We start from the raw sequence: 25,780 nt of genomic DNA on the forward strand, positions 1-25,780 counted from the left end.
CGCGAGGTACTCAACAACGACACTCAAGCGCCACGGATCAGGAGAAGCAGCCCATGCTCTGGAAGAAAGGCCGACGCAGCGACAACGTAGTGGATGCCCGCGACAGCAGCGGTGGCGGTGGCGGTGGCGGGATGCGCATCGGCGGCGGCAAAGGCCTGAGCCTGGGCGCGGTGGCGATTATCGTGGTGTTCGGTCTGGTCACTGGCCAGGACCCGATGCAGATCCTCGGCCAGTTGGCCAACCAGGCCGGCATCTCCACCGCCCCCACCCAGCAGCAAGGCCACACGCCGTCGGCCAACGACGAGCAGGCCGAGTTTGTTCGCGCGGTGCTGGGTGATACCGAAGACACCTGGCGCGCGATCTTCCAGCAGGCCGGCAAGCAATATGAAGATCCCAAGCTGATTCTGTTTCGCGGCGGGGTGAATTCGGCCTGCGGTTTTGCTTCCTCGGCCACCGGGCCGTTTTATTGCCCGGGGGATCATCAGGTGTACCTCGACCTGGACTTCTTCAAAGAGATGGCCCAGCGCTTTTCCGCAGCAGGTGATTTTGCCCAGGCCTATGTGATCGCCCATGAAGTGGGCCACCATGTGCAGACCCTGCTGGGAATTTCCGCCAAGGTGAACTATGCGCGGCAGGCCGGAGCCAAGATGGAAGGTGCCAATGGTTTACTGGTGCGCCAGGAGCTGCAGGCCGACTGTCTGGCCGGGGTCTGGGCCTTCCACGCCCAGCAACGGTTGAACTGGCTGGAGGCGGGTGACCTCGAAGAAGCCCTGAACGCTGCCAACGCCATTGGCGACGACCGCCTGCAGAAACAGGCCCGTGGCCAAGTGGTGCCGGACTCCTTCACCCATGGCACCTCGCAGCAGCGGGTGCGCTGGTTCAAGACCGGCTATGAAAGCGGCAAGGTGGCGGGGTGCGATACCTTCAAGGCCAGCACGCTGTAATGCCTGCGGCCCCGCGTAAAGGCCGTCGCGGCTGAAGCCCCTCCCACAGGAATCGCATAGGCTTTGTGGGAGCATCCGATCCAGCCTCGATTGCCCAGACCGGCAAAATGCGATCCCGGTAAGAGCGGCTTCAGCCACGATGCTCTACCATCCGCGCCCTTTCTCGTTCGCGGATATTCAGGTATGAAAATCGCTTTGCTGCCGGCCGCTCTGGCCTTGTTCTGCGCCTTCGCCCAAGCCGAAGGCGGCCCCGAGGTAAAGGCCGACGCCCCGCCCAAGGAACTGATCACCCAGGTCGATCATCTGGTCGCTCTGCTGCGCGACAACTTCGCCACCGGCTACCCTGAAGCGACCATGGCGCAAACCCTGAATATCGCTGAACAACAGCAACTGACCCTGGCGGTGTTCACCGTGGAAGGCTTTTCCATGGGCAACAGTTACAACCAATACCTGGCCGTGTTCGAGCCCGACGCCAACGAAGAAGGCGACGCGCACTACCGCCTGATCGATGTGATGCAGATTGGCGGGGACGACTTCCGCGCCATTCAGGCACTGAACGCCAGCGCCAGCCGCGATGCCAAAACCCGAGTGATCCGCCTGAACATTCCGGCCCTGGCCAATAGCGAAGACGACTCACCGAATTTCCCCAGCCAGCCGGTGACCATTGCTCTGACCCTGGACCACGACCGTCTGGCCGAAGTAAAACCCTGAACGACCATGGCCGCCAAACGCCGCTAGCAAGCACTACGAAAGCGACTAATATGCCTAATCGTCGTCGTTGTCCGGGGTGGGAAAGCCATGCGTCTAGCCGAGTTCATTGTCGCCACAGTCGATCGCATCGTCGATGAATGGGAGGCCTTCGCCATGACCATTCGCCCAGCGGCCGACAGCATGAACCGCGCCGAACTGCGCGACCATGCGCGCTCCATCCTGCTGGCCGCTGCCCGCGACATGAACAGTGCGCAAACCGCCATGGAGCGGGCGGCCAAGGCCATGGGCGAAGGCCCGGAAAAGACCCCGAGCCTGGATGTGGCCGCCGCCAGCCATGGCGAGATGCGCCATCAGGTGGGCTTTGACCTGGTGCAGATGACCTCCGAGTTCCGCCACCTGCGCGCCAGCGTTATCCGCCTGTGGACCGACAGCCTGGTGCAGATGGAATTGGTGCATATGCGCGATCTGATCCGCTTCAACGAAGCCATCGACGAAGCGCTGGCCGAGTCCACGGCGGCCTATGCCGAGCAGGTCAACCACTCCCGCGATATCTTCCTCGCCATCCTTGGCCACGACCTGCGCGCGCCCTTGCAGGCGGTGAGCATGTCCAGCGAACTGCTGGCCGGTAAAGCCGGGCTTGACGACAAAGGCCGCAGTCATGTGCAACGCATCCGCAACAGCACCCGGCATATGAGCGCGATGGTCAACGACCTGCTGGAATTTGTCCGCAGCCGCCTGGGCAACAGCCTGCCCATCGTGCGCACAGCGGTGAACATGAGCGTGCTGTGCCAGGCCGCCATCGACGAAGCCAGCGCCGGCCAGCCGTTGAGCGACCTGCGCTTTGAAGCGAATGGCGACACCGAGGGCGAATGGGATCAGGGGCGGATCGAACAGCTGCTGCAGAATCTGATCGGCAATGCCCTGCAACATGGTGCCAGCAACCTGCCCATCACCCTGCGCCTGCTGGGCGAGCCCGACAGCATCACCCTGACCCTGCACAACCATGGCGAACCGATTGCCGAGAGCGCCCTCTCCACCCTGTTCTATCCCCTGGTACGCAGCACCAGCGACCGCGCCGGCGAAACCAGCCTGGGCCTGGGCCTGTTTATCGTCAACGAAGTGGTGATCGCCCATGGCGGCAGCGTCAAGGTGGTCTCCAACGAAACCCAGGGCACTGTGTTTACCGTGATGTTGCCCAAGCGTTGAGTCTGCAAAAGCTTCGCGGCTAAAGCCGCTCCTACGGGCCGTGCGTTCTTGTAGGAGCGGCTTTAGCCGCGATAGTCCCAGCACCAATCAAGGAACCGGCGCGCCATACCCCGCCGAAAACAATACCCCCAACACCAGCGGCATCACCGCCGCGCTACCGAGGTTGCCGATCAGCACCATGGACGCCACTTTGTGCGGGTCGCGTTGGTATTGTTCGGCGAGCATATAGTTGAGCACCGCCGGCGGCAGCGCGGCGAATACCCACAGGCAGGCCAGTTGCAGGCCTTGCAGGTGGAACAGCTGAATCAGCGGCCAGGCCAGAATCAGGCCACTGGCCGGGCACGCTACGGCACCCAGCAAACCAATTTTCCAGGCGCTGAAATCCACGTCCAGCATGCGCACGCCAAGGGCGAACAGCATCAGCGGCACGCTGGTGGTGCCGAGCATATTGGCTGATTCGAGAAACCAGTGCGGCAGGTGCAGGCCGCTGAAGTTGATCGCCAGGCCGGCGATGGTCGCCAGCACCACCGGAATGCGCCACAGGCGCCACAGCGGCGTGGCCGGGTCGAGCATGCGCAGGCCGACGGTGAAGTGCAGCAGCATCTCAACGATAAACAGCACCACCGCCGCCGGCAGCGCCTTTTCACCAAAGGCCAGCACCATCAGCGGCAGGCCCATATTGCCGGTGTTGTTGAACATCATCGGCGGCAGAAAGGTGCGCAGATCGAGCTTGAGCAAGCGTGCGAAGGGCCATAGCAGCAACCCGGAACCCAGCACGATGGCCGCGCCGGCGACGGCCAGGCTGGCATAGTCCTGCAAGGCTGCCTTGCTGTCGGCCAGTACCGCGAAAATCAGCAGCGGCACCAGCAGTTCCATATTCAGGGTATTCAGGCCGCGCATATCCGGTTTACGGAAATGGCCATACAGCGCCCCGCAGCCGGTGATCAGGAAAACCGGCAGCAAGGTGGAAAGAATCTGGGAAAACATTACCGCTCCAGACGACAGGACAGGGTAGGAAGTTTAATCGTTAGCCTGGCAAGCATCCTGCCGCCCTGCCAAGCCCTGCACAACCCCTGCTAGCGACTTAATAGCGTCTAGCCAGCGGCTTTACGCCTGTGTAGTGGCCAATTCGACAGCCCGTCGCCTTTTCTTCGCCCATCGACGAATGGCGGTCTATCTGAAACTCATGGGGGTAAAGTCGGATCGCTCTAGCTAGCGGCTTCGCGCCACAAACACACCCCACAGAGGGTCGACCGCCAGCTGGTCACACAGGTAATGACGACCCGCCAACCGTTGTCATTACAGGCTGAGCGCCCCTGCCAGCGTGCAAGCCACTCCTTACTCAACATCTGGAGTGAAGCGATATGAATGCCACCATCAAGGCCACGTTGCTGGCCGTGACGCTGTTTGCCTGTGCTGACGCCCACGCCCAGGTGATGCAACGCGAACTGGGTGACTACGACCTGCAACTGGGCACCACGCCCACCCGCAGCATGGCCCAGGGCTTGGTGCAGCCGGCCCAGAACGGCACCTTTCAGGGCGGCCTGGACCTGACCCACGACAGTGGCTGGTACCTGGGCCAGTGGTCGCCGAGCATGGGCATCGCCCGCGACAGCCAATTGGAGCTGGACTCCTACAGCGGCTTCAAGCGCCCGTTCAACAACCGCTTCGGTTATGAAATGGGCCTGATCCGCTACAGCCACCCAGGCTTCAACGCCAATGACAGCAACGAGTACTACGCCGGTCTTACCCTGCTCGACAGTCGCTTCGGCGCAGCCTTCAGCCAGGCGACCGGGCGCACCGACAGCACCCTGCTGATGGACCTGGCGCTGCAGACGCCGGTACCGATAAACCTGTCGATGAAATACGCCAGCCATACCCTGGACGATTCCGTGAGTTACGACGATGGCCGTGCAGTCCGCATGTTCAACGACTGGTCACTGAACCTGTCACGGCCCTGGGCGGGCATTGATCTGAATCTGTCGTACAGCGGCTCCAGCCTCACCGGCCCGCAGTGCGTGGCCTATTCGGGGCATAACGGTTATTGCGAGGACTATGTGATGTTCAAGGCCGAGCGTTCGCTGTTTTAAACACTCGGTCCGTCACTGACAAACCGCCCCAACTGACTTTTCAGCTGGCGGTTCTCACGCTTGACCTGCTCCAGATCATCCAGCAGCTGCAGGGCCAGGGCGATGCCTGACCACTCCAGCTCCAGTTCACGCTGCAGACGCGCGGCGCGGCGGCAGGTGATCAGCGCATGCTGGTCGAACTCCCAGCTGTCGGGGCCGCGTCCGGTGGGGTCGACGATGCCGTGCTCGACGATTTCGATAAGCAGTGCGGCCGGAATCGCCACGGTCTGACAAAGCTCTTGCATGCCTAATGGGACGCTCATAGTCATTTGCTCCATTCGCTGCGGGGATCGAAGTCGACCTTCTGCGCCAGTTTCTCCCAGAGTTTGCGCGCATCGTCGCTGGTGGTTTTCGGCATCACGACCTTGAGCTGAGCGTAGAGGTCTCCACGCTCACCAGCCTTGGTAGCCAGGCCGCGGCCCTTGATCCGCAGGCGCTGGCCGCTCTGGCTATTGGCCGGAATGGTCAGGGTGATGCGGCCGTTAAGGGTTGGTGCCTCGACCTTGGTGCCCAGTGCCGCTTCCCAGGGTGCCAGGGGTACGGTCAACACCAGGTCACTGCCTTGCACATCGAACAGCGGGTGCGGGGCGAAGCGGATATTCAGGTACAGATCGCCCGCCGGCCCACCGGCCATACCAGGGCCGCCCTGACCTTTGAGGCGGATGCGCTCGCCATCGACCACGCCCAGCGGAATCTTCACATTGAGGCTTTTGCTTTGCCCTGGCTCGCCCATGACACCGGGCAACTGGAAGGAGATTTTCTTCGCTTCACCGTCGAGGGTTTCTTCGAGAAATACCGGTAGCTCCATCTCCACGTCCTGGCCTTTGCGTGCGCGGTTACGGGCCTGTTCGGCACCACCGCTGCGACGGAAGATCGATTCGAAGAAGTCCGAGTAGTCGCCGCCATAGGCATCGGTAAAAGCGCCGGCACCCGGCTGACGGCCGCGCGGATGTTCGAACGGGCGACCATGCTGGCCGTACTTGCGCAGGTCATCGAACTCGGCGCGCTTGTCGGCATCCTTGAGCACTTCATAGGCCTCGGCCACTTCTTTGAAGTGCACTTCGGCGTTTTTTTCCTTGCTTACGTCGGGATGATATTTGCGCGCGAGTTTACGGTAGGCGGCTTTGATCGCCTTCTCGTCCGCGGTGGGTTCAACACCGAGAATCTTGTAGTAGTCCTTGAAATCCATCGAGCCTCCTTTTTCTGCAGGCACGGTGATGCTGACAGGTTGAAGTTGATAAGTTTAAAAACGTAGCGAGCGAAGGTTAGGCAAGGCAAAAACAAACGAGAAAGCGGAGTTGGCTGTAGCCAATGAGCATTTTGAGTTGGTTTTTAACGCCGCCTAACCGAGCGCAGTAGTTTTTCTAGCGTAATTGGCTGTCTTTACTGCCGCGGCGGTTATAGCCGGCATTGGCAGCGTTGTCCTTGTCGTGTTCAGCCTGACAGGTGACACACAAGCGCACGCCGGGGATGGCCTGGCGCCGTGCCTCGGGAATGGCGGCGTCGCATTCTTCGCAGTGTTTCAGGCTTTCGCCTTTGGGCAGCTGGCTGCGGGCGCGCGCGATGGCGTCCTCAATGCTGCTGTCGATCTGCTCTTGTACGGCTCCGTCACTTGCCCAACCGCCGGCCATGGTCTGTCTCCCGGTAGATGTTGCGTTAGGGACAGATATGGGCGCGCGGGCGGCTTTTTACAAGCGCGGGCAAGGGCTGGAGGTATGAACGGTCGCGACTATTCCTTCACTTCCATAAACTCTTTGGCCCACAGCAGGTAATCCTCGGGCTGGGTGTACTTGTGCGACAGCTCGGAGGCGCTGAGGTCACTGGCCACCACCTGGCGCTGCTCGCGCAGGCAATCGTAGGTGGCTTTGATCGCGGCGAAGTAGGCGGCATGGCCATCGACCACGATACGCACGCCGAGGCTGGCCAGACGGGCATCGTCACGCAGCGACGGATTGCCGTAGGTCACCAGCATGATCGGCACGCTCAGGTGCTCGGCGATACGTTCCAGGTGTTCGAAGTCGCTGATGCCGACCATGCAGATGCCATCAGCACCGGCGTTCTGATAGGCCACGGTACGGCTGATCACTTCATCCACCGACAACACGCCGGCGTTGGTCCGGGCAATGATCGCCAGTTCGGCATCGACGCGTGCTTCGAGTGCTGCGCGGATCTTGCCGACGCCCTCTTCCACCGGAATCAGGTCGGTGGATTTGCGCCCGAATTGCGCCGGCAACAGGGTGTCTTCCAGGGTCAGCGCGGCCACACCGGCGCGCTCCAGTTCCTTGACGGTGCGCATCACGTTGAGGGCGTTACCGTAGCCGTGATCGGCGTCGGCGATCACCGGCAGATTGGCGACACGGCCGATCCGGGTGGCCTGTTCAACGAACTCACTGAGGGTGATCAGGGCGAAGTCTGGCGCGGCCAGTACCTGCAAGGAGGCAACCGAGCCACCGAGGATGCCGACTTCAAAACCCAGATCACCGGCAATGCGTGCCGACATGGGGTCGAAGACCGAGGCGGTGTGGTAGCAAAATTCGGAAGAGAGCAAGGCACGGAAGGTGCCGCGCAGCGCATGGTGGGAGGCTCTGGGCATAGGGTTTCCAACAGCTGTTTTTATAGGTGGTATGAGTCGTTACTTAACCTTAGCAAGACACATACCCGCCGCCAGCTTAACCCACAGGCCCTTTCTAGAGCCTTTCAACGGAGTATTTCTGGCTGGAGGTGGCGAATTTACGCCGTCTCCAACCCTGTAGGGGCGGCAACCCGCCACTACCTGATAAATGGCAGATCAATGGCTGATCATCCACGGTCGCCCGGCCGGCTTGCCCTTCATGGCATGGGGGTTGGCCTTGGTTGGCGCCAGCGGTTTGTTGGCGCTGCAGCAGCCACACCCGGCCGGATGTTTGCGCGCCTGCTTGTACTCGTCGAGGGTTTGCGGTGCGTGGGCCGCGCGCTCATTGGCGGCATGGGCACGGCGTTGGCTGCCGGCCATGGTCGACAGGCAGGGGGCGGAGAGAATCACCCGTTTGCTGGTGCTGCCACAGGCGGGGCAATGGCAGGGTTCATCGCGGTCGGCCATCGGCCGCAACATCGTGAAGTCGCCGCAATCGGTGCAGTCGTATTCGTAGATGGGCATCGGTGTATCCCTTGAGGGCCAATCGCGGCTGAAGCCGCTCCTACACGTTGTGCAGTCTGTAGGAGCGGCTTCAGCCGCGATTGGCCGGACCTGAAAACAATATTTTTCAATATCAGGGTTCCATCACCTGAGCCACACCAACGCCGCCCGGCCCCGGTGCAGCCCAGGCGATGAAACTCATTTGTCCGGCGCTTTGGGTAGGTCGATGCTGCCATCGAGGTACTTGGTCGGGCCGGAAGCATTCGGGTTGATATCGAATTCAAAGATTTCGGTGGGCAGCCACAGAGTGGCGCAGGCGTTGGGGATATCCACCACGCCACTGATATGCCCCTGCACCGGTGCCGAACCCAGCAACGAATAACCCTGGGCCGGCGAGTAGCCGAATTTGGTCAGGTAGTTGATGGCGTTCAGGCAGGCCTGTTTGTAGGCCAGATTGACGTCCAGGTAGTGCTGCTTGCCGGCATCGTCCACCGAGATGCCTTCGAAGATCAGGTAGTTGTTGTAGGTCGGCACGATCGGGCTGGGTTTGAAGATCGGGTTCTTGATGCCGTACTTGGCCATGCCGCCTTTGATCAGTTCGACTTTCATATGCACCCAGCCGGCCATTTCGATGGCCCCGCAGAAGGTGATTTCGCCATCGCCCTGGCTGAAGTGCAGATCGCCCACCGACAGCCCGGCACCGTCGACATACACCGGGAAGAAGATTTTCGAGCCGCGGGACAGATCCTTGATATCGCAGTTGCCGCCATGCTCGCGGGGCGGCACGGTGCGCGCGCCGGTCAGAGCGGCCAGGTCGCGGGCTTCGCCTTTCATCTTGCCCATATGCGCGGTGGGTGCCATCGGCGCGTTGGCCAGGGGCGGTACGCGGGTGGGGTTGGTGTCGATCAGTTCCTGTTCGCGCTTGTTCCACTCGGCAAGCATTTTGTGGTCCGGCAGGCAGCCGATCAGACCGGGGTGAATCAGGCCGGCGAAGTTGACCCCGGGAATGTGCCGCGAGCTGGTGAACATGCCTTTGAAATCCCAGATCGACTTCTGCGCTTCAGGGAAATAATCGGTGAGAAAACCGCCACCATTCTGCTTGGAGAAAAATCCGTTGAAGCCCCACAGCGAATCCGGCTTGGCACCGATATCCAGCAGGTCCACCACCAGCAGGTCACCGGGCTCGGCACCGTGCACACCGACCGGGCCGGAGAGGTAGTGCACGGTGGTCAGATCCACATCGCGCACATCGCTGGCATCGTCGTTGTTCTTGATCGCGCCGGCGGTCCAGTCATAGGTTTCCAGGATGAAATCGTCCCCCGGTTTTACCCAACAGGCCATCGGTATATCCGGGTGCCAGCGGTTGTGGATCTGCTCGTTTTCGGTAGCGGCCTGGTTGAGGTCGACCTTGATCAGCGTATCGGTCATGACAAAGCTCCTGGGACCTTGTTTGCAGGTAAGCGCGGTAACGCGCCGGGGTACGGAGCTAGTCTTGTTCGGCTGGGGAAATGGATAAATACGTTGGATGACGTAGATCAGCGAGCACAAAAAATCGAGGCGAACGCATGCCTCGGCTAACGCCGATACAGGCGTAGGTTGGGCTGCCAAGCCCAACATTGCGTGTACGTGGCGAGCGCATATTGGGCTTCGCTTTGCTCAACCCAACTTACAACGCAGTCACACCGACAGATACCGACTGATGGTTTTCTCATCCACCTTGTCGCGGGTTTCCTCGACCACGAATTTGCCCTTCTCGATCACCAGAAAACGGTCAGCGATTTCCATGGTGAAACTCAGCACCTGCTCGGACACCACTATGGTCAGGTCACGCAGATTGCGGATCTCTTTGAGCTTGTGGGCGATGTCTTTGATGATCGACGGCTGAATGCCTTCGGTAGGTTCGTCGAGCAGCAGCACCTTGGGATTGGTGGCCAGGGCGCGGGCAATCGCCAGCTGCTGTTGCTGCCCACCAGAGAGATTGCCGCCCTTGCGCGAACGCATTTCGTGCAGCACCGGGAACAGCGCATACAGATCGTCCGGCACCTTGCCTTTGGCCGAGGCCGGCAGGCCGGTCTGGATATTTTCCAGCACGGTCATATGGGAAAAGATCATCCGCCCCTGGGGCACATAGGCGATGCCGTGTTCGACGCGCTGGTGGGTTTCCAGCTTGGACACGTCCTGGCCATCAACGGTGATCTGCCCGCCCCATTGCGGCAACACGCCCATCAGGCTCTTGAACAGGGTGGTTTTGCCCATACCGTTGCGACCCATCACGGCGACTATCTCTTTCTTCGCCACGTTGAGGTTCAGCTCGTGAAGAATCTGGCTCTGACCGTAGCCGGAGACCAGGTTGGAAATGGTGAACATAGGCTGCTCCTGCGTTGGTGTGCTCAATGGCCGAGGTAGACTTCGATGACCTTGGGGTTGCTCTGCACCGCTTCCATGCTGCCTTCGGCCAGCACTTTGCCCTGGTGCAATACGGTCACCCGGTGGGCGATGCTTTTGACGAATTCCATATCGTGCTCGATCACCAGCACCGAGCGGCCCTGGCTGATGCGGTTGAGCAGCTCGGCGGTTTGCACCCGTTCGCTGACGCTCATACCCGCCACCGGTTCGTCGAGCATCAATAGAGCCGGGTCTTGCATCAGCAGCATGCCGATCTCCAGCCACTGTTTCTGGCCGTGGGACAGCAGGTCGGCCTGCTTGTCGAGGAAGTCGCTGAGGAAGATTTCCCCGGCCACTTCTTCCACCCGCGCAATCACCTCGGCACTGCGCTTGAAAAACAGCGCGCCAAACACTTTGCGCCCGGCCGGATAGGACATCTCCAGGTTCTCGAACACCGTGAGGTTTTCGTAGATCGAGGGGTTCTGGAACTTGCGCCCGACGCCGGCGCGAACGATGTCGTACTCGCGCATTTTGGTCAGTTCGCGGCCTTCGAATTCGATGCTGCCGGCGGTGGATTTGGTCTTGCCACAGATCAGGTCGAGCACCGTGGTTTTGCCGGCACCGTTGGGGCCGATCACCACATGCACTTCGTTGCGGTCGACATACAGGTTGAGGTCGTTGACCGCCTTGAAGCCGTCGAAGGACACGGTCAGCCCTTCGATGGCCAATACCGGCTTGGCTGCCTGAAAACCGGCCGGGCTATTGATCGCTTGGCTCTTCATGGCGTGGTCTCCAATTCGCGGGGGGCGGTTTTCTCTGCCGGCTTGGCGGCAAATACACGGGCTTTCACTTCCGGCACGCCGAACAGTTTCTTGCCCAGGGCATAGCGCGACAGCCATTTGCGCCCGAGGGTTTCCCACAAGCCGGCAATGCCATTGGGGAAGTACATGACCACCACGATAAACAGGCCGCCCATCAGGTACAGCCACAGCTCGGGAAAGCTCTCGGAGAAATAGGTTTTGCCGAAGCTCACCAGCAAGGTGCCGTACACCGCACCGAGCAGCGACATGCGCCCGCCCACCGCAGCGAAGATCACCATCTCGATGGAGGGCACGATGCCGACGAAGCTTGGCGACATAAAACCCACCTGCAAGGCGAACATCGCCCCGCCAATCGCCGAGAAGGCCGCTGCCACGCAAAACACAAAGATCTTGAAGCTGGCCACGTCATAGCCGGAAAAACGCACCCGCTCTTCCTTGTCACGCATGGCCATCAGCAGACGGCCGAGTTTGGAGGTGAGGATAAAACGACCGAGCAATACGCAGCCCAGCAGCAGCAAGGCGTTGACGAAGTAGAGGATGGTTTTCGAGCTGTCCGGGCGGATATCCCAACCCAGCAACGTCTTCAGATCGGTGATGCCATTGACCCCACCGGTAAGGCCCTGCTGGCCGATGATCAGAATGGTCAGAATGGCGGCAATGGCCTGGGTGACGATGGAGAAATACACATCGCCCACCCGCCGCTTGAACATCGCCACACCGATGATCAGCGCCAGCAGGGTTGGCACCGCGATCACCGCCAGCAGGGCAAAGCTGAAGCTGTGGAAGGGTTGCCACATCAGCGGCAGCTCGGTGATCTGGTTCCAGTCCATAAAGTCCGGAATGCCGGGGGTGGACTGGATTTTGGTGCTCTCCGGGTCCGAGGCTTCGAGCTTGAGAAACATCGCCATGCAGTAGCCGCCGACACCAAAGAAGATGCCCTGGCCGAGGCTCAAAATGCCGCCATACCCCCAGCACAGCACCAGGCCGACCGCGACGAAGGCATAGGTCAGGTATTTGCCCACCATATTCAGGCGGAAGGTATCCAGCAGCAGCGGGAACACCACCAGGATCAGGCTGGCCAGCACCAGCAGGCCGATGGCCCCCTGCTTGCCACCGAGCAGGCTTTCGTATGCGTTTTTCATGGGCGGTTTCCTTTCATTTTGTCGAGCGCCTTGCCTGTCGGAGCTGCCGGGCGGCGATCCGCTTTAGCTGCGATGGCGTAGGCCGCCGCGATGGAGGTGCTAGCCCTGAGCGCGGCTGAAGCCGCTCCTACGGGTTTCATTTCCGAACTTTTATCGAGAACAGCCCCTGCGGGCGCAGCATCAGAATCAGGATCACCGCCGACAGGGTCAGCACCTTGGCCATGGAACCGGAGAGAAAGAACTCCATGATCGATTGCGCCTGGGCGATGGTGAAGGCCGAGGCAATGGTGCCCACCAGACTGGCGGCACCGCCGAAGACCACGGTGAGAAAGGTGTCGACGATATACAGCGAGCCCGCGGTCGGCCCGGTGGAGCCGATGGTGGTGAACGCCGCGCCCGCGACACCGGCAACGCCACAGCCGAGGGCGAAGGTCATGCGATCGACCTTCTTGGTGTTGATCCCGACGGCGCGGCTCATCACCCGATTCTGCATGGTGGCGCGCACCTGCAGGCCCCAACGCGAGCGGTACAGCATGAGGAAAATGGTGGCGGTCAGCAGCGCGGTCAGGGCCATCACGAACAGGCCGTTCTTGGGAATATCCACCGCTGCCGTGGGTGCCCAGGAACCCATGATCCACTCGGGCATTTCCGCGCCCACTTCACGGGCACCGAAGATCGAGCGGAAGGTTTGCTGCATCACCAGCGACAGGCCCCAGGTGGCCAGCAGGGTGTCCAGCGGGCGATGGTAAAGCTTGCTGATCATCGCCCATTCCACCAGCCAGCCTAAGGCTCCGGCGATAAAGAACGAGGCGATGATGGCGAAGAAAAAGTAGTACGGCTGCATGGCCGGGAAGTAATGCAGGGTGGCCGACGAGATCACGTACGTGGTGTAGGCCCCTACGGTGAGGAACTCGCCGTGGGCCATATTGATCACGCCCATCTGGCCGAAAATGATCGCCAGGCCGAGGGCCATCAGCAGCAATACGCAGAACACAGACAGGCCGTTGAAGCCCTGCATGACGGCGATGGCGCCGAATTCTGAGAGTGATACATCCATCTCGGTGGTCTCCTGCGGGCGGATAAGGAGGGCGGCGCAAAGGGCTGTCGCCGCCCACGGTTGCCCGGGGCGGCGGCTGGCCTTACTGGTAGCCTTTAGGGAAGGGGTTGGGCTCGATCAGTTCGGATTCATGCACCACCTTGAAGGTGCCATCGGCCTGGATTTCAGCGATGCGCGCCTTGCTCCACAGGTGATGGTTGTCGTGCACTTTCACGTAGCCTTCGGGGGCGGTGGTCAGTTCGATGCCAGGGGAGGCAGCGACCACTTTGTCGACGTCGAAGCTGCCGGCTTTTTCCACCGCTGCTTTCCACAGCCATGGGCCGAGGTAGCCAGCCTGGGTGACGTCGCCGATCACCGAATCCTTGCCGTACTTGGCCTTGAATTCCTCAACGAATTTCTTGTTGTTGGGGTTATCCAGGGTCTGGAAGTACTTCATCGAGGAGTAGAAGCCCTTCATGTTCTCGCCGCCGATGCCGAGCATTTCATCCTCGGTTACCGACAGGGTCAGCAGGGTTTGCTTGTCGCTGGTGATACCGGCGGCTTTCAGCTGTTTGTAGAACGCCACGTTGGAGCCACCGACCACGGCAGCGAACACCACATCGGGTTTCTTCAGTTTGATTTTGTTGGTCAGCGAGCCGAACTGGGTGTTGCCCAGCGGGTAGTACTCTTCGCCAACCACGGTGCCGTGCAGGACGTTTTCAATGTGCTTGCGGGCGATCTTCATCGAGGTGCGCGGCCAGATGTAGTCCGAACCCAGCAGGTAGAAGGTTTTGGCGCCCTTCTCTTTGGCGATCCAGTCGAGGCTGGCGAGGATCTGTTGGGTGGCTTCTTGCCCGGTATAGATCACGTTCTTGGACTGCTCCAGGCCTTCGTAGAAGGTCGGGTAGTAGAGCAGGCCGTTGTCTTTTTCGAAGATCGGCAGCACGGCTTTGCGCGAAGCCGAGGTCCAGCAGCCGAACACCGTGGCGACCTTGTCGCTCTCCAGCAGCTTTTTGGCTTTTTCGGCGAAGGTCGGCCAGTCGGAGGCACCGTCTTCCTGAATCACTTTGATCTGCCGACCGAGGATGCCGCCCGAGGCGTTGATCTGGTCGATGGCCAGGCGTTCGGCCTGGATCGCGCCGGTTTCGGAGATGGCCATGGTGCCGGTGGCCGAGTGCAGTTGGCCGACGGTGACGGTGGTGTCAGTCACAGCAAGCCCGCTGGTGTTGGCCGCATCCGCCAGCACGCTCTGGCTGAACACGCTGGCCGCCAGCAGCGAGAGTGCCGCTGCACCCAGCGCCAGCCGACGGGGAAGAAAGCTCGTCAATCGTGAATCCATGATGCTGCTCCTCTGGTAGTTGGCCTCCCCGGCTCGCGTTGGCCGGTTCGGGGTTGCGCCAAGGATGGGGGGCAGCAGCTGGGCGGGGGTATACGCAGGTTGACGTAACGGCATACGTCATCTGACGTAGGGCGGGGTGCTCCGGGCTGGTGCAAGCTAGGCCCACTTCACACAGCCAGACAGAAGCCCAGGCACCTGAGGCGGGCGTATTAACTGCAGCAAAGTCCGGGGCATGGAAGTTGCTCAGTTCATGCGGCATGAACAGTTGTCTAATCCGCACTTGCACCAGGAGCCCCCCGTGCAACCAACCGGCACCCAGCGCATCGTCAAGATCCGCCGCGACTACAACAGTTGGGTCGCCGACGAGACCATGGAGGACTACGCCCTGCGTTACACCCCGCGCTCGTTCCGCAAATGGTCGGAATGGCGCATCGCCAATACGGCGGTGGGCGCGGTGTCGTTTTTGGCCCTGGAGGCCATCGGCGGTGCCCTGGCGCTGAGCTACGGTTTTACCAACACCCTGTGGGCTATTCTCGCGGTGAGCCTGGTGATCTTTCTCACCGGCCTGCCCATCAGCTACTACGCGGCGCGCTATGGCGTGGACATGGACCTGCTGACCCGTGGTGCCGGCTTTGGCTATATCGGCTCGACCATCACCTCGCTGATCTACGCCAGCTTCACCTTTCTGTTCTTTGCCCTCGAAGCGGCGATCATGGCCTTGGCCCTGGAGCTGTATTTCCAAATCCCGTTGGCGCTGGCCTATGTGATCTGCTCGGTGCTGGTGATTCCCCTGGCGGCCTATGGCGTGACGCTGATCAGTCGCCTGCAGCTGTGGACCCAGCCGCTGTGGATCGTGCTGCTGCTACTGCCCTACCTGTTTGTGGCCTGGAAAAACCCGCAAGCGCTGAGCGACTGGACCAGCTTCGCCGGCCGCGAGGGCGAAGGTGGTGCGTTCAATCTGCTGTCCTTTGGTGCCGCTTGTACGGTGGCGCTGGCGTTGATCACGCAGATTGGCGAACAGGTCGATTACCTGCGTTTTCTCCCGGAAAAAACTGCGGCCAACCGCAAGCGCTGGTGGGCGGCGTTGTTGATGGCCGGGCCGGGCTGGATCATTCCTGGCACACTAAAAATGCTGGCGGGTGCTTTTCTGGCCTTCCTCGCCTTGCAGCATGAAATCCCCATGGAGCGCGCCGCCGAACCGACGCAGATGTACCTGGTGGCGTTCGGTTATGTATTCAGCTCACCCCAGTGGGCCTTGGCGGCGATGGTGCTGTTTGTGATCGTCTCGCAGGTGAAGATCAACCTGACCAACGCCTACGCCGGCTCCCTGGCCTGGTCGAATTTCTTTGCCCGGGTGACCCATAGCCATCCCGGGCGTGTGGTGTGGTTGGTGTTCAACGTGGCCATCGCCTTGATGCTGATGGAGCTCGGCGTATTCGATGCCATCGAGGAAGTACTGGGGCTGTATGCCAACGTGGCCATCGCCTGGATCGGCGCGGTGGTCGCCGATCTGGTGATCAACAAACCCCTGGGCTTATCGCCCAGCCATATCGAGTTCAAGCGCGCGCACCTGTATGACATCAACCCGGTGGGGGTGGGTGCCATGTTGATCGCCTCGCTGCTCTCGGTGCTAGCCCATGGCGGGGTTTTCGGGGTGATGCTGGAGGCAGCTTCGCCGGTGGTGGCGCTGGGTTCGGCGTTTGTCAGTGCGCCGTTGATAGCCTGGCTGACCAAGGGCCGTTACTACATTGCCCGCAGCAGCGCGCCGCAGCTGCTGTATCCGGCCGGGCCTCGCGCCGAGCTGCAATGCGGGCTGTGCAGCAATGCCTTCGAGGCACCGGATATGGCCTTCTGCCCGGCCTACAGCACGCCGATCTGCTCGCTGTGCTGCTCGCTGGATGCGCGCTGTGGCGATGCCTGCAAACCCCAGGCGCGGCTGGCCGAGCAGATGGATGATTTCGTTCGCTGGCTGTTTCCGCGCGCCTCGATTCCGCGTTTGCACAGCCGCCTGGCGCAGTACCTGGGTTTGCTGCTGGTGCTGGTGGGCTTGCTGCTCGGTGCCTTGCTGATGATCTACAGCCAGGTCTCCCACAGTCTGTTGCCGCATTCACCAGAAGTGCAGCAGACCCTGTACCTGGCCTTTCTCAAAGCCTTTCTGACCCTCACCGTATTCGCCGGCATTCTTGCCTGGTGGGTGGTGCTGACCCGCGAAAGCCGGCGGGTGGCGCAAGAGGAATCGGATCGCCAGACCCTGCTGCTGATGCAGGAAATCGAAGCCCACCGGCGCACCGATGAAGCCCTGCAAAAAGCCAAGGAAGCCTCCGAGGCGGCCAATGCGGCGAAGAGCCGCTATGTCACCGGGCTGTCCCACGAGTTGCGCACGCCGCTCAACAGCATCCTCGGCTACACCCAGATTCTGCAGCGCGACAGCGGCATGCCCGGCCAGCACCACGATGCCCTGGCGACCATCTACCGCAGCGGCTCGCACTTGCTGTCACTGATCGATGGCTTGCTGGATGTGGCGAAGATTGAAGCCGGCAAATTGCAGCTGGAGCTGACGGAAATCCCCTTCCCGGAATTTATCCACGACCTGGAACGCATGTTCACCCCGCAGGCCGAGGAAAAGGGCCTGCACTTCCGTCTCGAACAACAGGGGCGTATGCCCACCGTGGTGCGCGGCGATGAAAAGCGCGTGCGGCAGATTCTGATCAACCTGCTGGGCAATGCCGTGCGTTTTACCGATAGCGGTCAGGTGTGCCTGCGGGTCAACTATATGCGCGAGACCGCGACCTTCGAGATCGTCGACACCGGTATTGGTATCGCCGCGGAGCAGATCGAGCGGATCTTCCAGCCCTTCGAGCGTGGCGATCTGATGCGCCAGGACAACGGTGTCGGCCTGGGCCTGACCATCACCCGCATGCTGACTTCGTTGATGGGTGGCGAGCTGTCGGTGCGCAGCGTGCAAGGTGAGGGCAGCTGTTTCCAGGTGCGCCTGTTTCTCTCCGAAGTACGGGTGCCCCAGGCAGTGGTGCATGTGGAGCACGACATCATTGGTTATCAGGGCCCGCGCCGACTGATTCTGGTGGTGGACGACCATGTCGAGCACCGCCGTATTCTGGCCGGCATGCTCGAGCCACTGGGGTTCGAGATTGCCCAGGCGGCAAGCGGCCAGGAAGCGATTCGCCAGGTGGCGCTGCTCAATCCCGACCTGATTCTGATGGATCTGTCGATGCCGCATATGGACGGTTGGGAAACCAGCCGGCTGATCCGCCGCAACGCGCTGTCGCTGGCACCGATCATCGTGATTTCCGCCAACGCCTTTGCCGATGACCGCGAGCGCAGTGTCGCCGCCGCCTGCAACGACTACCTGGCCAAACCGGTGCATACCCCGGCGCTGCTGGAAAAGATCCAGACCTACCTGGGCCTGCGTTGGGTCAAGCGCGCCAACGTCATCGCCCCGCCCGCACAGACGCTGGTGGTGCTCTCCGCCCCGGCCCTGGCGGAGCTGTATGAGTTGGGCGAGCTGGGTTACATCAAAGGCATTCTGGAAAAGCTCGACCACCTCGACCAACAGGAGCCCGCCAGCGCCGCCTACACCCAGAGCCTGCGCAGCCAGGTGAAGCGTTTCCAGCTGAATGAATTCAACCGCCGAGTAAAAGACGCCTTGCACGCCGCCGCCCCCGTCAAACCCGCCGCCGAGGAGACCCCATGAACGCCGTCAACGCCGCCCTTCCCCCCGCCGATCAAGGCATCGTGCTGATCGTCGACGACACCCCGGACAACCTCGCGCTGCTTTCCGATGCCCTGGATATGGCTGGATATATGGTGCTGGTGGCGCTGGATGGTGCCAGTGCCCTGGAGCGCATGAAGCGTCGGCGTCCGGATGTGGTGCTGTTGGATGCGCTGATGCCGGGCCTGGATGGCTTCGAGACCTGCCGGCGCATAAAGGCCCAGGCCGAGCTGGCGGATATTCCGGTGCTGTTTATGACCGCCCTGTGTGACAGCGAACATGTGGTGGAAGGCTTCGCCGCCGGCGGCATCGACTACGTGACCAAACCGATCCGCACCGACGAGGTGCTGGCCCGCGTTGCTGCCCACTTGCGCACCGCCCGCAGTCTGCAATCGGCGCGCAGCGTGCCGGCACTGAAACCAGTGCCCACCCGGGCCCAGGCACAGGAGGCGCTGGCACAACGCTTTCAACTGACGGAGCGCGAGGTGGAGGTATTGCAGTGGGTGAGCTGCGGCAAGACCAACCGCGATATCGGCGACATCCTCGGCCTTAGTCCGCGCACGGTGAACAAGCATCTGGAGCATGTGTACATAAAGCTCGGCGTGGAAACCCGCACGGCGGCGGCGGCCGTCGCCATTGCGGCAGGGCGCTAGAAACAGCGTCATGCCGTGGCTCCCGCAGGAGCAGCGAGCACCAGAAAGGTGCGAAACATCCAGCTGCGCACCAAATAAAACCTGACCGATGCCCCAGTTTTTATCCCGCAGGCGTGTAAGCCGCTTCATCGCTGCGCCCCGGCCGCCTTGGCACCGCCCTTGCTCTGCACCCCGTATTGAATCTGCCGGTACTGCCTTATGTTGGTCATCCATTCCCGTATCCAGCCACAAGCAAGCTGGGACGCCGAATTGCACTTGAGCTTCGCCGCCCGCAGTAAAAGTCGCTTCCGCTGCTTTACCGTGACTGGCGAAGACGTCGGCCTGTTTCTCGAACGCGGTCAGCCGGCGCTGCACGACGGTGAGTTTCTGCAGGCCCAGGACGGCCGCGTGGTGCGCGTTAGCGCCAGCCCCGAGCGGTTGCTGCACGTTACCTGTGCCAACGCCTTTGAACTGACCCGTGCCGCCTATCACCTGGGCAACCGCCACGTCGCCCTGCAACTGGGCGATGGCTGGCTGCGTCTGCCGGAAGACTATGTGCTGCAAGCCATGCTCGAGCAGTTGGGTGCCACGGTGGCGGTGATCGACGCCCCTTACCAACCGGAACAGGGCGCCTATGGCGGCGGCCATCATCACTCCCATGCCGGCGACGAAGAATTCAGCTATGCCCCACGTCTGCACCAGTTTGGTCTGCGCACGTGATCAACCCTGCATGGGCGCTGATGCGTCTGGCCAGCCCGCAACTGCCGATTGGCGGTTACAGCTATTCCCAAGGGCTGGAGATGGCGGTGGAGCGCGCGCAGGTGCGCGATCCGGACAGCGCTCAACGTTGGATCGCCGATCAGCTGTTGCTCAATCTGGCGCGCTTCGAAGCGCCGCTGTTGCTGGCCCATTGCACGGCCGCAGTAGCTGGCGACTGGGCCAGCCTGACGACCCTCAGCGAACAGCATCGCGCCAGCCGCGAAACCCGTGAACTGCAGCAAGAAAGCCGGCAGATGGGCTACTCGCTCAAGCAATTGCTCGAAGGCTTGCCAGAACTGGATGACGACGCGCGAGCCTTTCTCGCCGAACAACAGGAACCGGGGCTTGCAGTGATGTGGGCCCTGGCCGCTCGCGCCTGGCAGATTAATCCCGAAGACGCCCTGGCCGCCTGGCTATGGGGTTGGCTGGAGAACCAGCTGGCCGTGCTGATGAAAACCCTGCCGCTCGGCCAGCAAGCCGCCCAGCGCCTGACGTCGCAATTACTACCGCTGCTGCAACAGGCCCAATACCAGGCCCGCCACAGCGCACCCGAACAACGAGGCGGCGCCGCTTTCGGCCTGGCTCTGGCCAGCATGGCGCACGAGCGCCAGTACAGCCGCCTCTTCCGCTCTTGATCGCCAAAAGGAAACCTCGAAGATGAACAGCCAACCTCTGCGCGTCGGTATCGGTGGCCCGGTGGGCTCCGGCAAAACCGCCCTGACCCTGGCCCTGTGCCTGGCCCTGCGCGAGCGCTACAACCTGGCCGTAGTCACCAACGATATCTACACCCAGGAAGACGCCCAGTTTCTGGTGCGCAACGAAGCCCTGGCACCGGAACGCATCATCGGTGTGGAAACCGGCGGCTGCCCGCACACGGCGATCCGCGAGGATGCCTCGATCAACCTGGAAGCCGTCGACCAACTCAACCGCCGCTTCCCGGGTCTGGATCTGATCATCGTCGAGTCGGGCGGGGACAATCTGTCAGCCACCTTCAGCCCGGAATTGTCCGACCTGACCCTCTATGTAATCGACGTGTCGGCCGGCGACAAGCTGCCGCGCAAGGGCGGCCCTGGCATCTGCAAATCCGATCTGCTGGTGATCAACAAAGTCGATCTGGCACCAATGGTTGGCGCATCGCTGGAAGTGATGGAACGCGACACCAAGAAGATGCGCGGCGACAAACCCTTCGTGTTCAGCAACCAGAAAGTCGGCCAGGGGCTGGACGAAATCATCGCCTTTATCGAAAAACAGGGCCTGCTGACGGCGGCCTGATCTTTTTGCACCGTTTAAAAGGAGCTTCCATGAAACTGCGTAAAGCCTTGTTCAGCCTCGCGCTGTTCCTCTCCCCCGCCGTGGCCTTCGCCCACCCTGGCCACGACAGCAGTGGCCTGCTGGCCGGTATCGGCCACCCGGTAACCGGTCTGGACCATCTGCTGGCCATGCTCGCCGTGGGTCTGTGGGCAGCCCAACAGAAAGGCGCAGCACGCTGGGCGCTGCCGCTGACCTTCGTCGGCACCATGCTGCTGGGCGGCGTGCTGGGTTTTGAGGGGTTGCAACTGCCGTTTATGGAAACGGGCATTGCTGCTTCCGTGCTGGCATTGGGTCTGTTGGTGGCAGTGGCTGTGCGCCCACCGGTCGCCGTTGCGGTTGGCCTGACTGCGCTGTTTGCCCTGGCCCATGGCGTGGCCCACGGCTTGGAATTGCCGGAAGTGGCAAGCCCATGGGGTTACGCAGCTGGTTTCGTTGCCGCGACTGCTGCATTGCATGCTGCGGGTTATGCGCTGGTACGCGCATTGCCGACCGCTGCTGCGCCGCTGGTGCGCATCGCCGGCATGGCCTCGGCGGGTGCCGGGGCCTGGTTGCTGGTGGGTTAAGGCCGATCGAGGCTAACGCCTTTCCCACAAGACTGCGATCCATTGTGGGATGGGCTTCAGCCTCAATAAAGGCAACCCCGCTTAAACATGTACCGCGACGCGCAACGCTTCGTACGAACCTGCCGCAGCAATTGCCACCGCCGCACACAACTCCAACACCCGCTCCAGGTCAGTGGTGTACACCAGCACGGCCTGCATCTCATCGTCCAACGGCTGACTGAAATCCACCAGCACATAGCCCTTGGTCTCCGGGCTCAAAGCACTGAGTTGCACCTGAATACGGTTCATCGCCGTCAGTGGCTCGGTTTTCTGCAATTGCTTGGGCTTGATATTGAAGGTCACTTCCTTGCCGAAGGAGTCGATGATCTGCTGCAGCAGATCGGGGTAGGTATCGGCTTGGAACAGTACGGTTTCCGGCAAGCTGCCTACCACCACCCACTCACCGAGTGGGATGGGGAAAGTATCGTCGTAATTGATATCGGGATTGGCCGCCAGAAAGGCCACCGGATCAGCGTAGGCTTGCGCCGCTTCATCGGCGATCTTGTCGATTTCCTCGGCGGCCATGCACCCCGAACTTATTTTGCTGATCAGTTCTACGAGTTGCTCTTTCATGGGCGCGGGTCCTGGCAGGTTTGGAGGGTGCCAAGGATATCGCGAAGGCAGTGTGCGCAGCTATTTGGCGAACAGTTGGCTGATGTCCTTGAACGCCTTGAACTCCAGGGCGTTGCCGCAGGGGTCGAAGAGAAACATGGTGGCCTGCTCGCCGACCTGGCCTTTGAAGCGTACATAGGGCTCGATCACAAAGCGGGTGTCCAACGCCTGCAGGCGCGCAGCCAGTGCCTCCCACTCCGCCCAGCCCAGTACTACACCAAAATGCGGAACCGGAACGTCATGGCCATCCACCGCATTGGTATGGGCGTGCTCCTGGGAAGAAGTTTTCGGGTGCTCGTGAATCACCAGCTGGTGGCCGAAGAAATCGAAGTCCACCCAGTGCTCGCTGGAGCGGCCTTCGGTCAAGCCGAAGGTTTCACCGTAAAAGTGGCGTGCGGCGGCAAGGTCATACACGGGAATGGCCAGGTGAAAGGGGGAAAGACTCATGGACTACGCCTCTGGTTGATCACAGTGGCTGAATTTTATCTCTGCCATAATCGATTAAAAGACGTTATTTTTTGCAGCGAGCTCAACTTATTTTGATCATTCAGGACACCCATGCTGCGAGAACTCAGGACCTTTGTCGCCGTCGCCCGCTATGGCACCTTCGCCGCTGCCGGTATGCATGCGGGGCTTACGCAATCGGCGGTCAGTGCGCAGATCCGCAACCTGGAAAATGCCCTGGGCCACCCGCTATTCGACCGTACCGGACGGCAGGCGATTCTCAACGCAGCCGGCGAACGCGCCCTGCCGATGGCCAAAGAGATGCTGGATATCTTCAATCGCATGGCCAGCAGCGACAACCTGAACAGCTATAGCGGCGAGCTGAAAATCGGCGCTATAGCCAGCGTACAGACCGGACTGCTGCCAGCCGCCCTGTTGCGTCTGCGTCAGGCCGCGCCAGGGGTGGAAGCGAAGCTGGTGCCAGGGGTATCACTGAACCTATTGAACCAAGTAGATGCTGGCGATCTGGATGTGGCGATTTTGATTCGTCCACCCTTCCCGCTCCCTAAAGAGCTACATACCCAGGTGTTGCGTCAGGAGCCCTTTGTATTGATCGTGCCGCTGGATGTTGAAGGGGATGATCCAGTGCAGATCCTTCGTGAGCATCCGCTGGTGCGCTATGACCGCACTTCCTTCGGCGGCCGCTTGGTCAGTCGTTTTCTGCGCGAACAACGCCTGAATGTCGAAGTGGCGCTGGAGCTGGACGAGTTGGATGGGATTGTGAAGATGGTCGAGTGCGGCCTGGGAGTTTCGCTGATTCCTCTGGCTGGCTTGTGGGTAGAGCACGGTGCCAAGGTACGAACCATTGAACTTGGGGAGCTGGTCTTTCACCGCGAGTTAATTCTTCTGCTGCGCCATAGCCAGCGCAAATTGGCGATCCAGCAGGTGTTCAGTTCCTGCGTACAGCCCTGAGATAACTATGCCAGTTAAAAAACCCGGCGATAGGGCCGGGTTTTTTATGTGAGGTGAAGCTGAACATCAAGCCACACGGTTTGCACCGGTCCGGTCTGCACCACCTTCGGCTACACGGTTGGCACCTGTACGGTCCGCACCACCTTCGGCTACGCGGTTGGCACCGGTACGATCTGCACCACCTTCGGCTACGCGGTTGATACCTGAACGGTCTACACCGCCTTCGGCTATGCGGTTGGCACCAGTACGATCTGCGCCACTCTCGGCTACGCGGTTGGCTGCAGCGCGATCGGCACCACCTTCAGCAACCATCGAGGAGCTGGTGATCTGCGTGTCAAAAGTGAACTGTGCCTGTTCAGAAGGACGAGCGAATACACCAGTGGAGAGGCTTGCCAGGATCAGGCTGGCGAATATGTGGTTTTTCATTTTGGGCTCCTTGCGGGGACTGGAAAGTGGGTACGGAGCCTATGGTACTCACCACGATTTCTTGCAGAAGTGAAAGGGCGCGATAGTAACCATCGATACGAATGATTCCTGAATAAACCCTTATAAATCATCGCGATAGAAGCTCAATTCACATACCGAAACTAACTTTTGGCACCCTGAAAACGCCCTCAATTAGCGCGAACCAGCTCAATCCGCCTCTTTTTCTAGCAGAGCTCGCTTGCGCTCCACGCCCCAGCGATACCCTGAAAGTTCGCCATCGCTACGCACCACGCGGTGACAGGGAACAGCCACCGCCAACGCATTTGCAGCACAAGCACCGGCTACGGCACGTACCGCACGCGGCGAACCGATACGTTCGGCAACCTCCCGATAACTGGCGGTCTGGCCAGCGGGAATGGCTTGCAGCGCTTGCCATACCCGTTGCTGAAACACCGTGCCACGTATATCCAGCGGCAACTCCAGCCCCTGGGCTGGAGCTTCGACAAATTCGATTACCTGGGCCAGTGTCTGGCTGAATGCGCTATCGGCAAGCTCAACAATGGCTCTAGGAAAGCGCCGTGTTAGGTCCGCCTCGAGATCATCGCCGAACAGAATGGCGCAGACACCGCGATCACTTTTAGCTACCAGCAGCGGCCCCAGAGAACAGCGGCCAATGGCATAGCAGATACGCACATTGGTGCCGCCGTCTTTGAAAGTTTTGGGCGTCATGCCAAGCAACTTGTCCGCTACGGTGTAAAACCGGCCACTGGAGTTGAAGCCAGCTTCATACAAGGCATCGGTAACCGTCATCCCCTGCTGCAGCTGGCTTCGCACCCGCGCCGCCCGCTCGGCGTTAGCAAAGCCCTTGGGGGTTACTCCAGTGATGGCCTTGAACAGACGGTGGAAGTGATAAGGGCTCAAGCCTACGTGGGCTGCCAACTGCGCCAGAGGCATTGGGGTCTCGGCGCTAACAATCAAATGGCAGGCTCGCCCAATCAACAAACGTTGCTGATCAGCCAGCGAAGCCTGGTTGGGCTTGCAACGAAGACACGGGCGAAAACCGGCGCGCTCAGCCGCCTGGCAATCACTGTGAAATTGCACGTTTTCAGGCCGAGCCGGGCGCGCCGCACAGGAAGGGCGGCAATAGACGCCGGTGGTTTTTACCGAATAGACGAACTGGTCGTCAGCCCCCTTATCCCGAGCTTGCACGGAGATCCAGCGAGGGTCGCTCACCGTCGCGGTTGATCGGGCCTGTTTGTTCAGTGAGGAAGTCATAGGTGCAACTCAAAATCTGCAGACAGGCCTACCGTACCAGTTGAACAACAGCCTTACCTGCCGGTTCTTGCTCTCGAATCGGCGGGCGCTAAGACGGCGCTAACTTTTTCGCGGACAAAAACAAACCCCCTACCCGTTTTCACGGATAGGGGGTTTGGAATTTAAGCTTGACGATGACCTACTCTCACA

27 protein-coding genes are annotated in these 25,780 nt (G+C 60.9%); 11 read left to right on the forward strand and 16 right to left on the reverse strand.

Annotation, left to right across the window (positions count from 1 at the left end; genetic code table 11):
- The first annotated feature begins 53 nt into the window (after positions 1-53).
- The 3 genes from ypfJ (at position 54) to ACVW0Y_RS12595 (ending at position 2,861) form a co-directional block, all read left to right on the forward strand.
- Positions 54-944 (forward strand): KPN_02809 family neutral zinc metallopeptidase, encoded by an 891-nt coding sequence (ypfJ, locus tag ACVW0Y_RS12585; RefSeq protein WP_457438671.1) that lies wholly within the window; start codon positions 54-56, stop codon positions 942-944.
- Between the two features lie 183 nt (positions 945-1,127).
- Positions 1,128-1,655, forward strand: coding sequence for a hypothetical protein (locus ACVW0Y_RS12590; protein ID WP_457438672.1), 528 nt, complete (start codon positions 1,128-1,130; stop codon positions 1,653-1,655).
- A gap of 87 nt (positions 1,656-1,742) precedes the next feature.
- Entirely contained in the window at positions 1,743-2,861 is a 1,119-nt protein-coding gene (locus ACVW0Y_RS12595; protein WP_457438673.1) for a sensor histidine kinase, read from the forward strand.
- Between the two features lie 87 nt (positions 2,862-2,948).
- Here the strand turns inward: ACVW0Y_RS12595 and ACVW0Y_RS12600 are convergent, their stop codons facing one another.
- Positions 2,949-3,848 carry an AEC family transporter gene (locus ACVW0Y_RS12600; protein WP_457438674.1) on the reverse strand — a complete coding sequence of 300 codons (900 nt, stop codon included), beginning with the start codon at positions 3,846-3,848 and terminating at the stop codon, positions 2,949-2,951.
- A gap of 377 nt (positions 3,849-4,225) precedes the next feature.
- Here ACVW0Y_RS12600 and ACVW0Y_RS12605 point away from each other — a divergent pair, with 377 nt between their 5' ends.
- Positions 4,226-4,951, forward strand: coding sequence for a TorF family putative porin (locus tag ACVW0Y_RS12605; RefSeq protein ID WP_457438675.1), 726 nt, complete (start codon positions 4,226-4,228; stop codon positions 4,949-4,951).
- Here ACVW0Y_RS12605 and ACVW0Y_RS12610 read toward each other — a convergent pair.
- The 11 genes from ACVW0Y_RS12610 to urtA form a co-directional block, all read right to left on the reverse strand.
- Entirely contained in the window at positions 4,948-5,259 is a 312-nt protein-coding gene (locus ACVW0Y_RS12610; RefSeq protein WP_457438676.1) for a chaperone modulator CbpM, read from the reverse strand. The genes ACVW0Y_RS12605 and ACVW0Y_RS12610 overlap by 4 nt on opposite strands.
- Positions 5,256-6,179 (reverse strand): DnaJ C-terminal domain-containing protein, encoded by a 924-nt coding sequence (locus tag ACVW0Y_RS12615; RefSeq protein WP_457438677.1) that lies wholly within the window; start codon positions 6,177-6,179, stop codon positions 5,256-5,258. The genes ACVW0Y_RS12610 and ACVW0Y_RS12615 overlap by 4 nt, the downstream gene beginning before the upstream one ends.
- 175 nt (positions 6,180-6,354) lie before the next feature.
- Entirely contained in the window at positions 6,355-6,621 is a 267-nt protein-coding gene (locus tag ACVW0Y_RS12620) for a DksA/TraR family C4-type zinc finger protein (protein ID WP_457438678.1), read from the reverse strand.
- 98 nt (positions 6,622-6,719) lie between these two features.
- Positions 6,720-7,583, reverse strand: a complete 864-nt coding sequence (locus tag ACVW0Y_RS12625) for an isocitrate lyase/PEP mutase family protein (protein ID WP_457438679.1) — start codon at positions 7,581-7,583, stop codon at positions 6,720-6,722.
- Positions 7,584-7,778: 195 nt separating this feature from the next.
- Entirely contained in the window at positions 7,779-8,126 is a 348-nt protein-coding gene (locus tag ACVW0Y_RS12630) for an FmdB family zinc ribbon protein (protein WP_457438680.1), read from the reverse strand.
- Positions 8,127-8,303: 177 nt separating this feature from the next.
- The gene (fmdA, locus tag ACVW0Y_RS12635; protein WP_122494667.1) at positions 8,304-9,533 is read right to left on the reverse strand and encodes a formamidase; all 1,230 of its coding nucleotides are present in this window, start codon (positions 9,531-9,533) and stop codon (positions 8,304-8,306) included.
- A 249-nt stretch (positions 9,534-9,782) separates the two neighbouring features.
- On the reverse strand, positions 9,783-10,472 hold the full coding sequence (gene urtE / locus ACVW0Y_RS12640; protein WP_457438681.1) for an urea ABC transporter ATP-binding subunit UrtE: 690 nt from the start codon (positions 10,470-10,472) through the stop codon (positions 9,783-9,785).
- Positions 10,473-10,495: 23 nt separating this feature from the next.
- Positions 10,496-11,272 carry an urea ABC transporter ATP-binding protein UrtD gene (gene urtD, locus ACVW0Y_RS12645; protein ID WP_457438682.1) on the reverse strand — a complete coding sequence of 259 codons (777 nt, stop codon included), beginning with the start codon at positions 11,270-11,272 and terminating at the stop codon, positions 10,496-10,498.
- On the reverse strand, positions 11,269-12,453 hold the full coding sequence (gene urtC, locus ACVW0Y_RS12650) for an urea ABC transporter permease subunit UrtC (RefSeq protein WP_457438683.1): 1,185 nt from the start codon (positions 12,451-12,453) through the stop codon (positions 11,269-11,271). The genes urtD and urtC overlap by 4 nt, the downstream gene beginning before the upstream one ends.
- A 136-nt stretch (positions 12,454-12,589) precedes the next feature.
- Positions 12,590-13,510 carry an urea ABC transporter permease subunit UrtB gene (urtB, locus tag ACVW0Y_RS12655; protein WP_457438684.1) on the reverse strand — a complete coding sequence of 307 codons (921 nt, stop codon included), beginning with the start codon at positions 13,508-13,510 and terminating at the stop codon, positions 12,590-12,592.
- 82 nt (positions 13,511-13,592) lie between these two features.
- On the reverse strand, positions 13,593-14,828 hold the full coding sequence (gene urtA, locus ACVW0Y_RS12660; protein ID WP_457438685.1) for an urea ABC transporter substrate-binding protein: 1,236 nt from the start codon (positions 14,826-14,828) through the stop codon (positions 13,593-13,595).
- Positions 14,829-15,126: 298 nt separating this feature from the next.
- Between urtA and ACVW0Y_RS12665 the strand changes: the two genes are divergently transcribed.
- From ACVW0Y_RS12665 to ACVW0Y_RS12690, 6 genes are all read left to right on the forward strand, one after another.
- On the forward strand, positions 15,127-18,540 hold the full coding sequence (locus ACVW0Y_RS12665; RefSeq protein WP_457438686.1) for an ATP-binding protein: 3,414 nt from the start codon (positions 15,127-15,129) through the stop codon (positions 18,538-18,540).
- On the forward strand, positions 18,537-19,211 hold the full coding sequence (locus ACVW0Y_RS12670; RefSeq protein WP_457438687.1) for a response regulator: 675 nt from the start codon (positions 18,537-18,539) through the stop codon (positions 19,209-19,211). The genes ACVW0Y_RS12665 and ACVW0Y_RS12670 overlap by 4 nt, the downstream gene beginning before the upstream one ends.
- Before the next feature lie 198 nt (positions 19,212-19,409).
- Positions 19,410-19,910, forward strand: coding sequence for an urease accessory protein UreE (gene ureE, locus ACVW0Y_RS12675; protein WP_457438688.1), 501 nt, complete (start codon positions 19,410-19,412; stop codon positions 19,908-19,910).
- Positions 19,910-20,584 carry an urease accessory protein UreF gene (locus ACVW0Y_RS12680; RefSeq protein WP_457438698.1) on the forward strand — a complete coding sequence of 225 codons (675 nt, stop codon included), beginning with the start codon at positions 19,910-19,912 and terminating at the stop codon, positions 20,582-20,584. The genes ureE and ACVW0Y_RS12680 overlap by 1 nt, the downstream gene beginning before the upstream one ends.
- Positions 20,585-20,606: 22 nt before the next feature.
- Entirely contained in the window at positions 20,607-21,221 is a 615-nt protein-coding gene (gene ureG / locus ACVW0Y_RS12685; RefSeq protein WP_108098371.1) for an urease accessory protein UreG, read from the forward strand.
- A 29-nt stretch (positions 21,222-21,250) separates the two neighbouring features.
- Positions 21,251-21,823: a HupE/UreJ family protein gene (locus tag ACVW0Y_RS12690; RefSeq protein WP_457438689.1), complete on the forward strand. Its 573-nt coding sequence runs from the start codon at positions 21,251-21,253 to the stop codon at positions 21,821-21,823.
- An 81-nt stretch (positions 21,824-21,904) separates the two neighbouring features.
- Here ACVW0Y_RS12690 and ACVW0Y_RS12695 read toward each other — a convergent pair whose 3' ends face one another.
- A complete protein-coding gene (locus ACVW0Y_RS12695) occupies positions 21,905-22,435 on the reverse strand; it encodes a hypothetical protein (RefSeq protein ID WP_457438690.1) in 531 nt (176 codons plus the stop codon).
- 60 nt (positions 22,436-22,495) lie between these two features.
- A complete protein-coding gene (locus ACVW0Y_RS12700) occupies positions 22,496-22,921 on the reverse strand; it encodes a VOC family protein (protein ID WP_457438691.1) in 426 nt (141 codons plus the stop codon).
- Between the two features lie 111 nt (positions 22,922-23,032).
- On the opposite strand from ACVW0Y_RS12700, the gene ACVW0Y_RS12705 reads away from it, so the two are divergent.
- Positions 23,033-23,890: a LysR family transcriptional regulator gene (locus ACVW0Y_RS12705; RefSeq protein WP_457438692.1), complete on the forward strand. Its 858-nt coding sequence runs from the start codon at positions 23,033-23,035 to the stop codon at positions 23,888-23,890.
- A gap of 66 nt (positions 23,891-23,956) precedes the next feature.
- Here ACVW0Y_RS12705 and ACVW0Y_RS12710 read toward each other — a convergent pair whose 3' ends face one another.
- Positions 23,957-24,316 carry a phage infection protein gene (locus ACVW0Y_RS12710; protein ID WP_457438693.1) on the reverse strand — a complete coding sequence of 120 codons (360 nt, stop codon included), beginning with the start codon at positions 24,314-24,316 and terminating at the stop codon, positions 23,957-23,959.
- Positions 24,317-24,523: 207 nt separating this feature from the next.
- Positions 24,524-25,591 (reverse strand): bifunctional DNA-binding transcriptional regulator/O6-methylguanine-DNA methyltransferase Ada, encoded by a 1,068-nt coding sequence (gene ada / locus ACVW0Y_RS12715; protein WP_457438694.1) that lies wholly within the window; start codon positions 25,589-25,591, stop codon positions 24,524-24,526.
- Positions 25,592-25,780 lie beyond the last annotated feature (189 nt).

The sequence above is a fragment of the Pseudomonas sp. TE3786 genome (genome assembly GCF_054057335.1).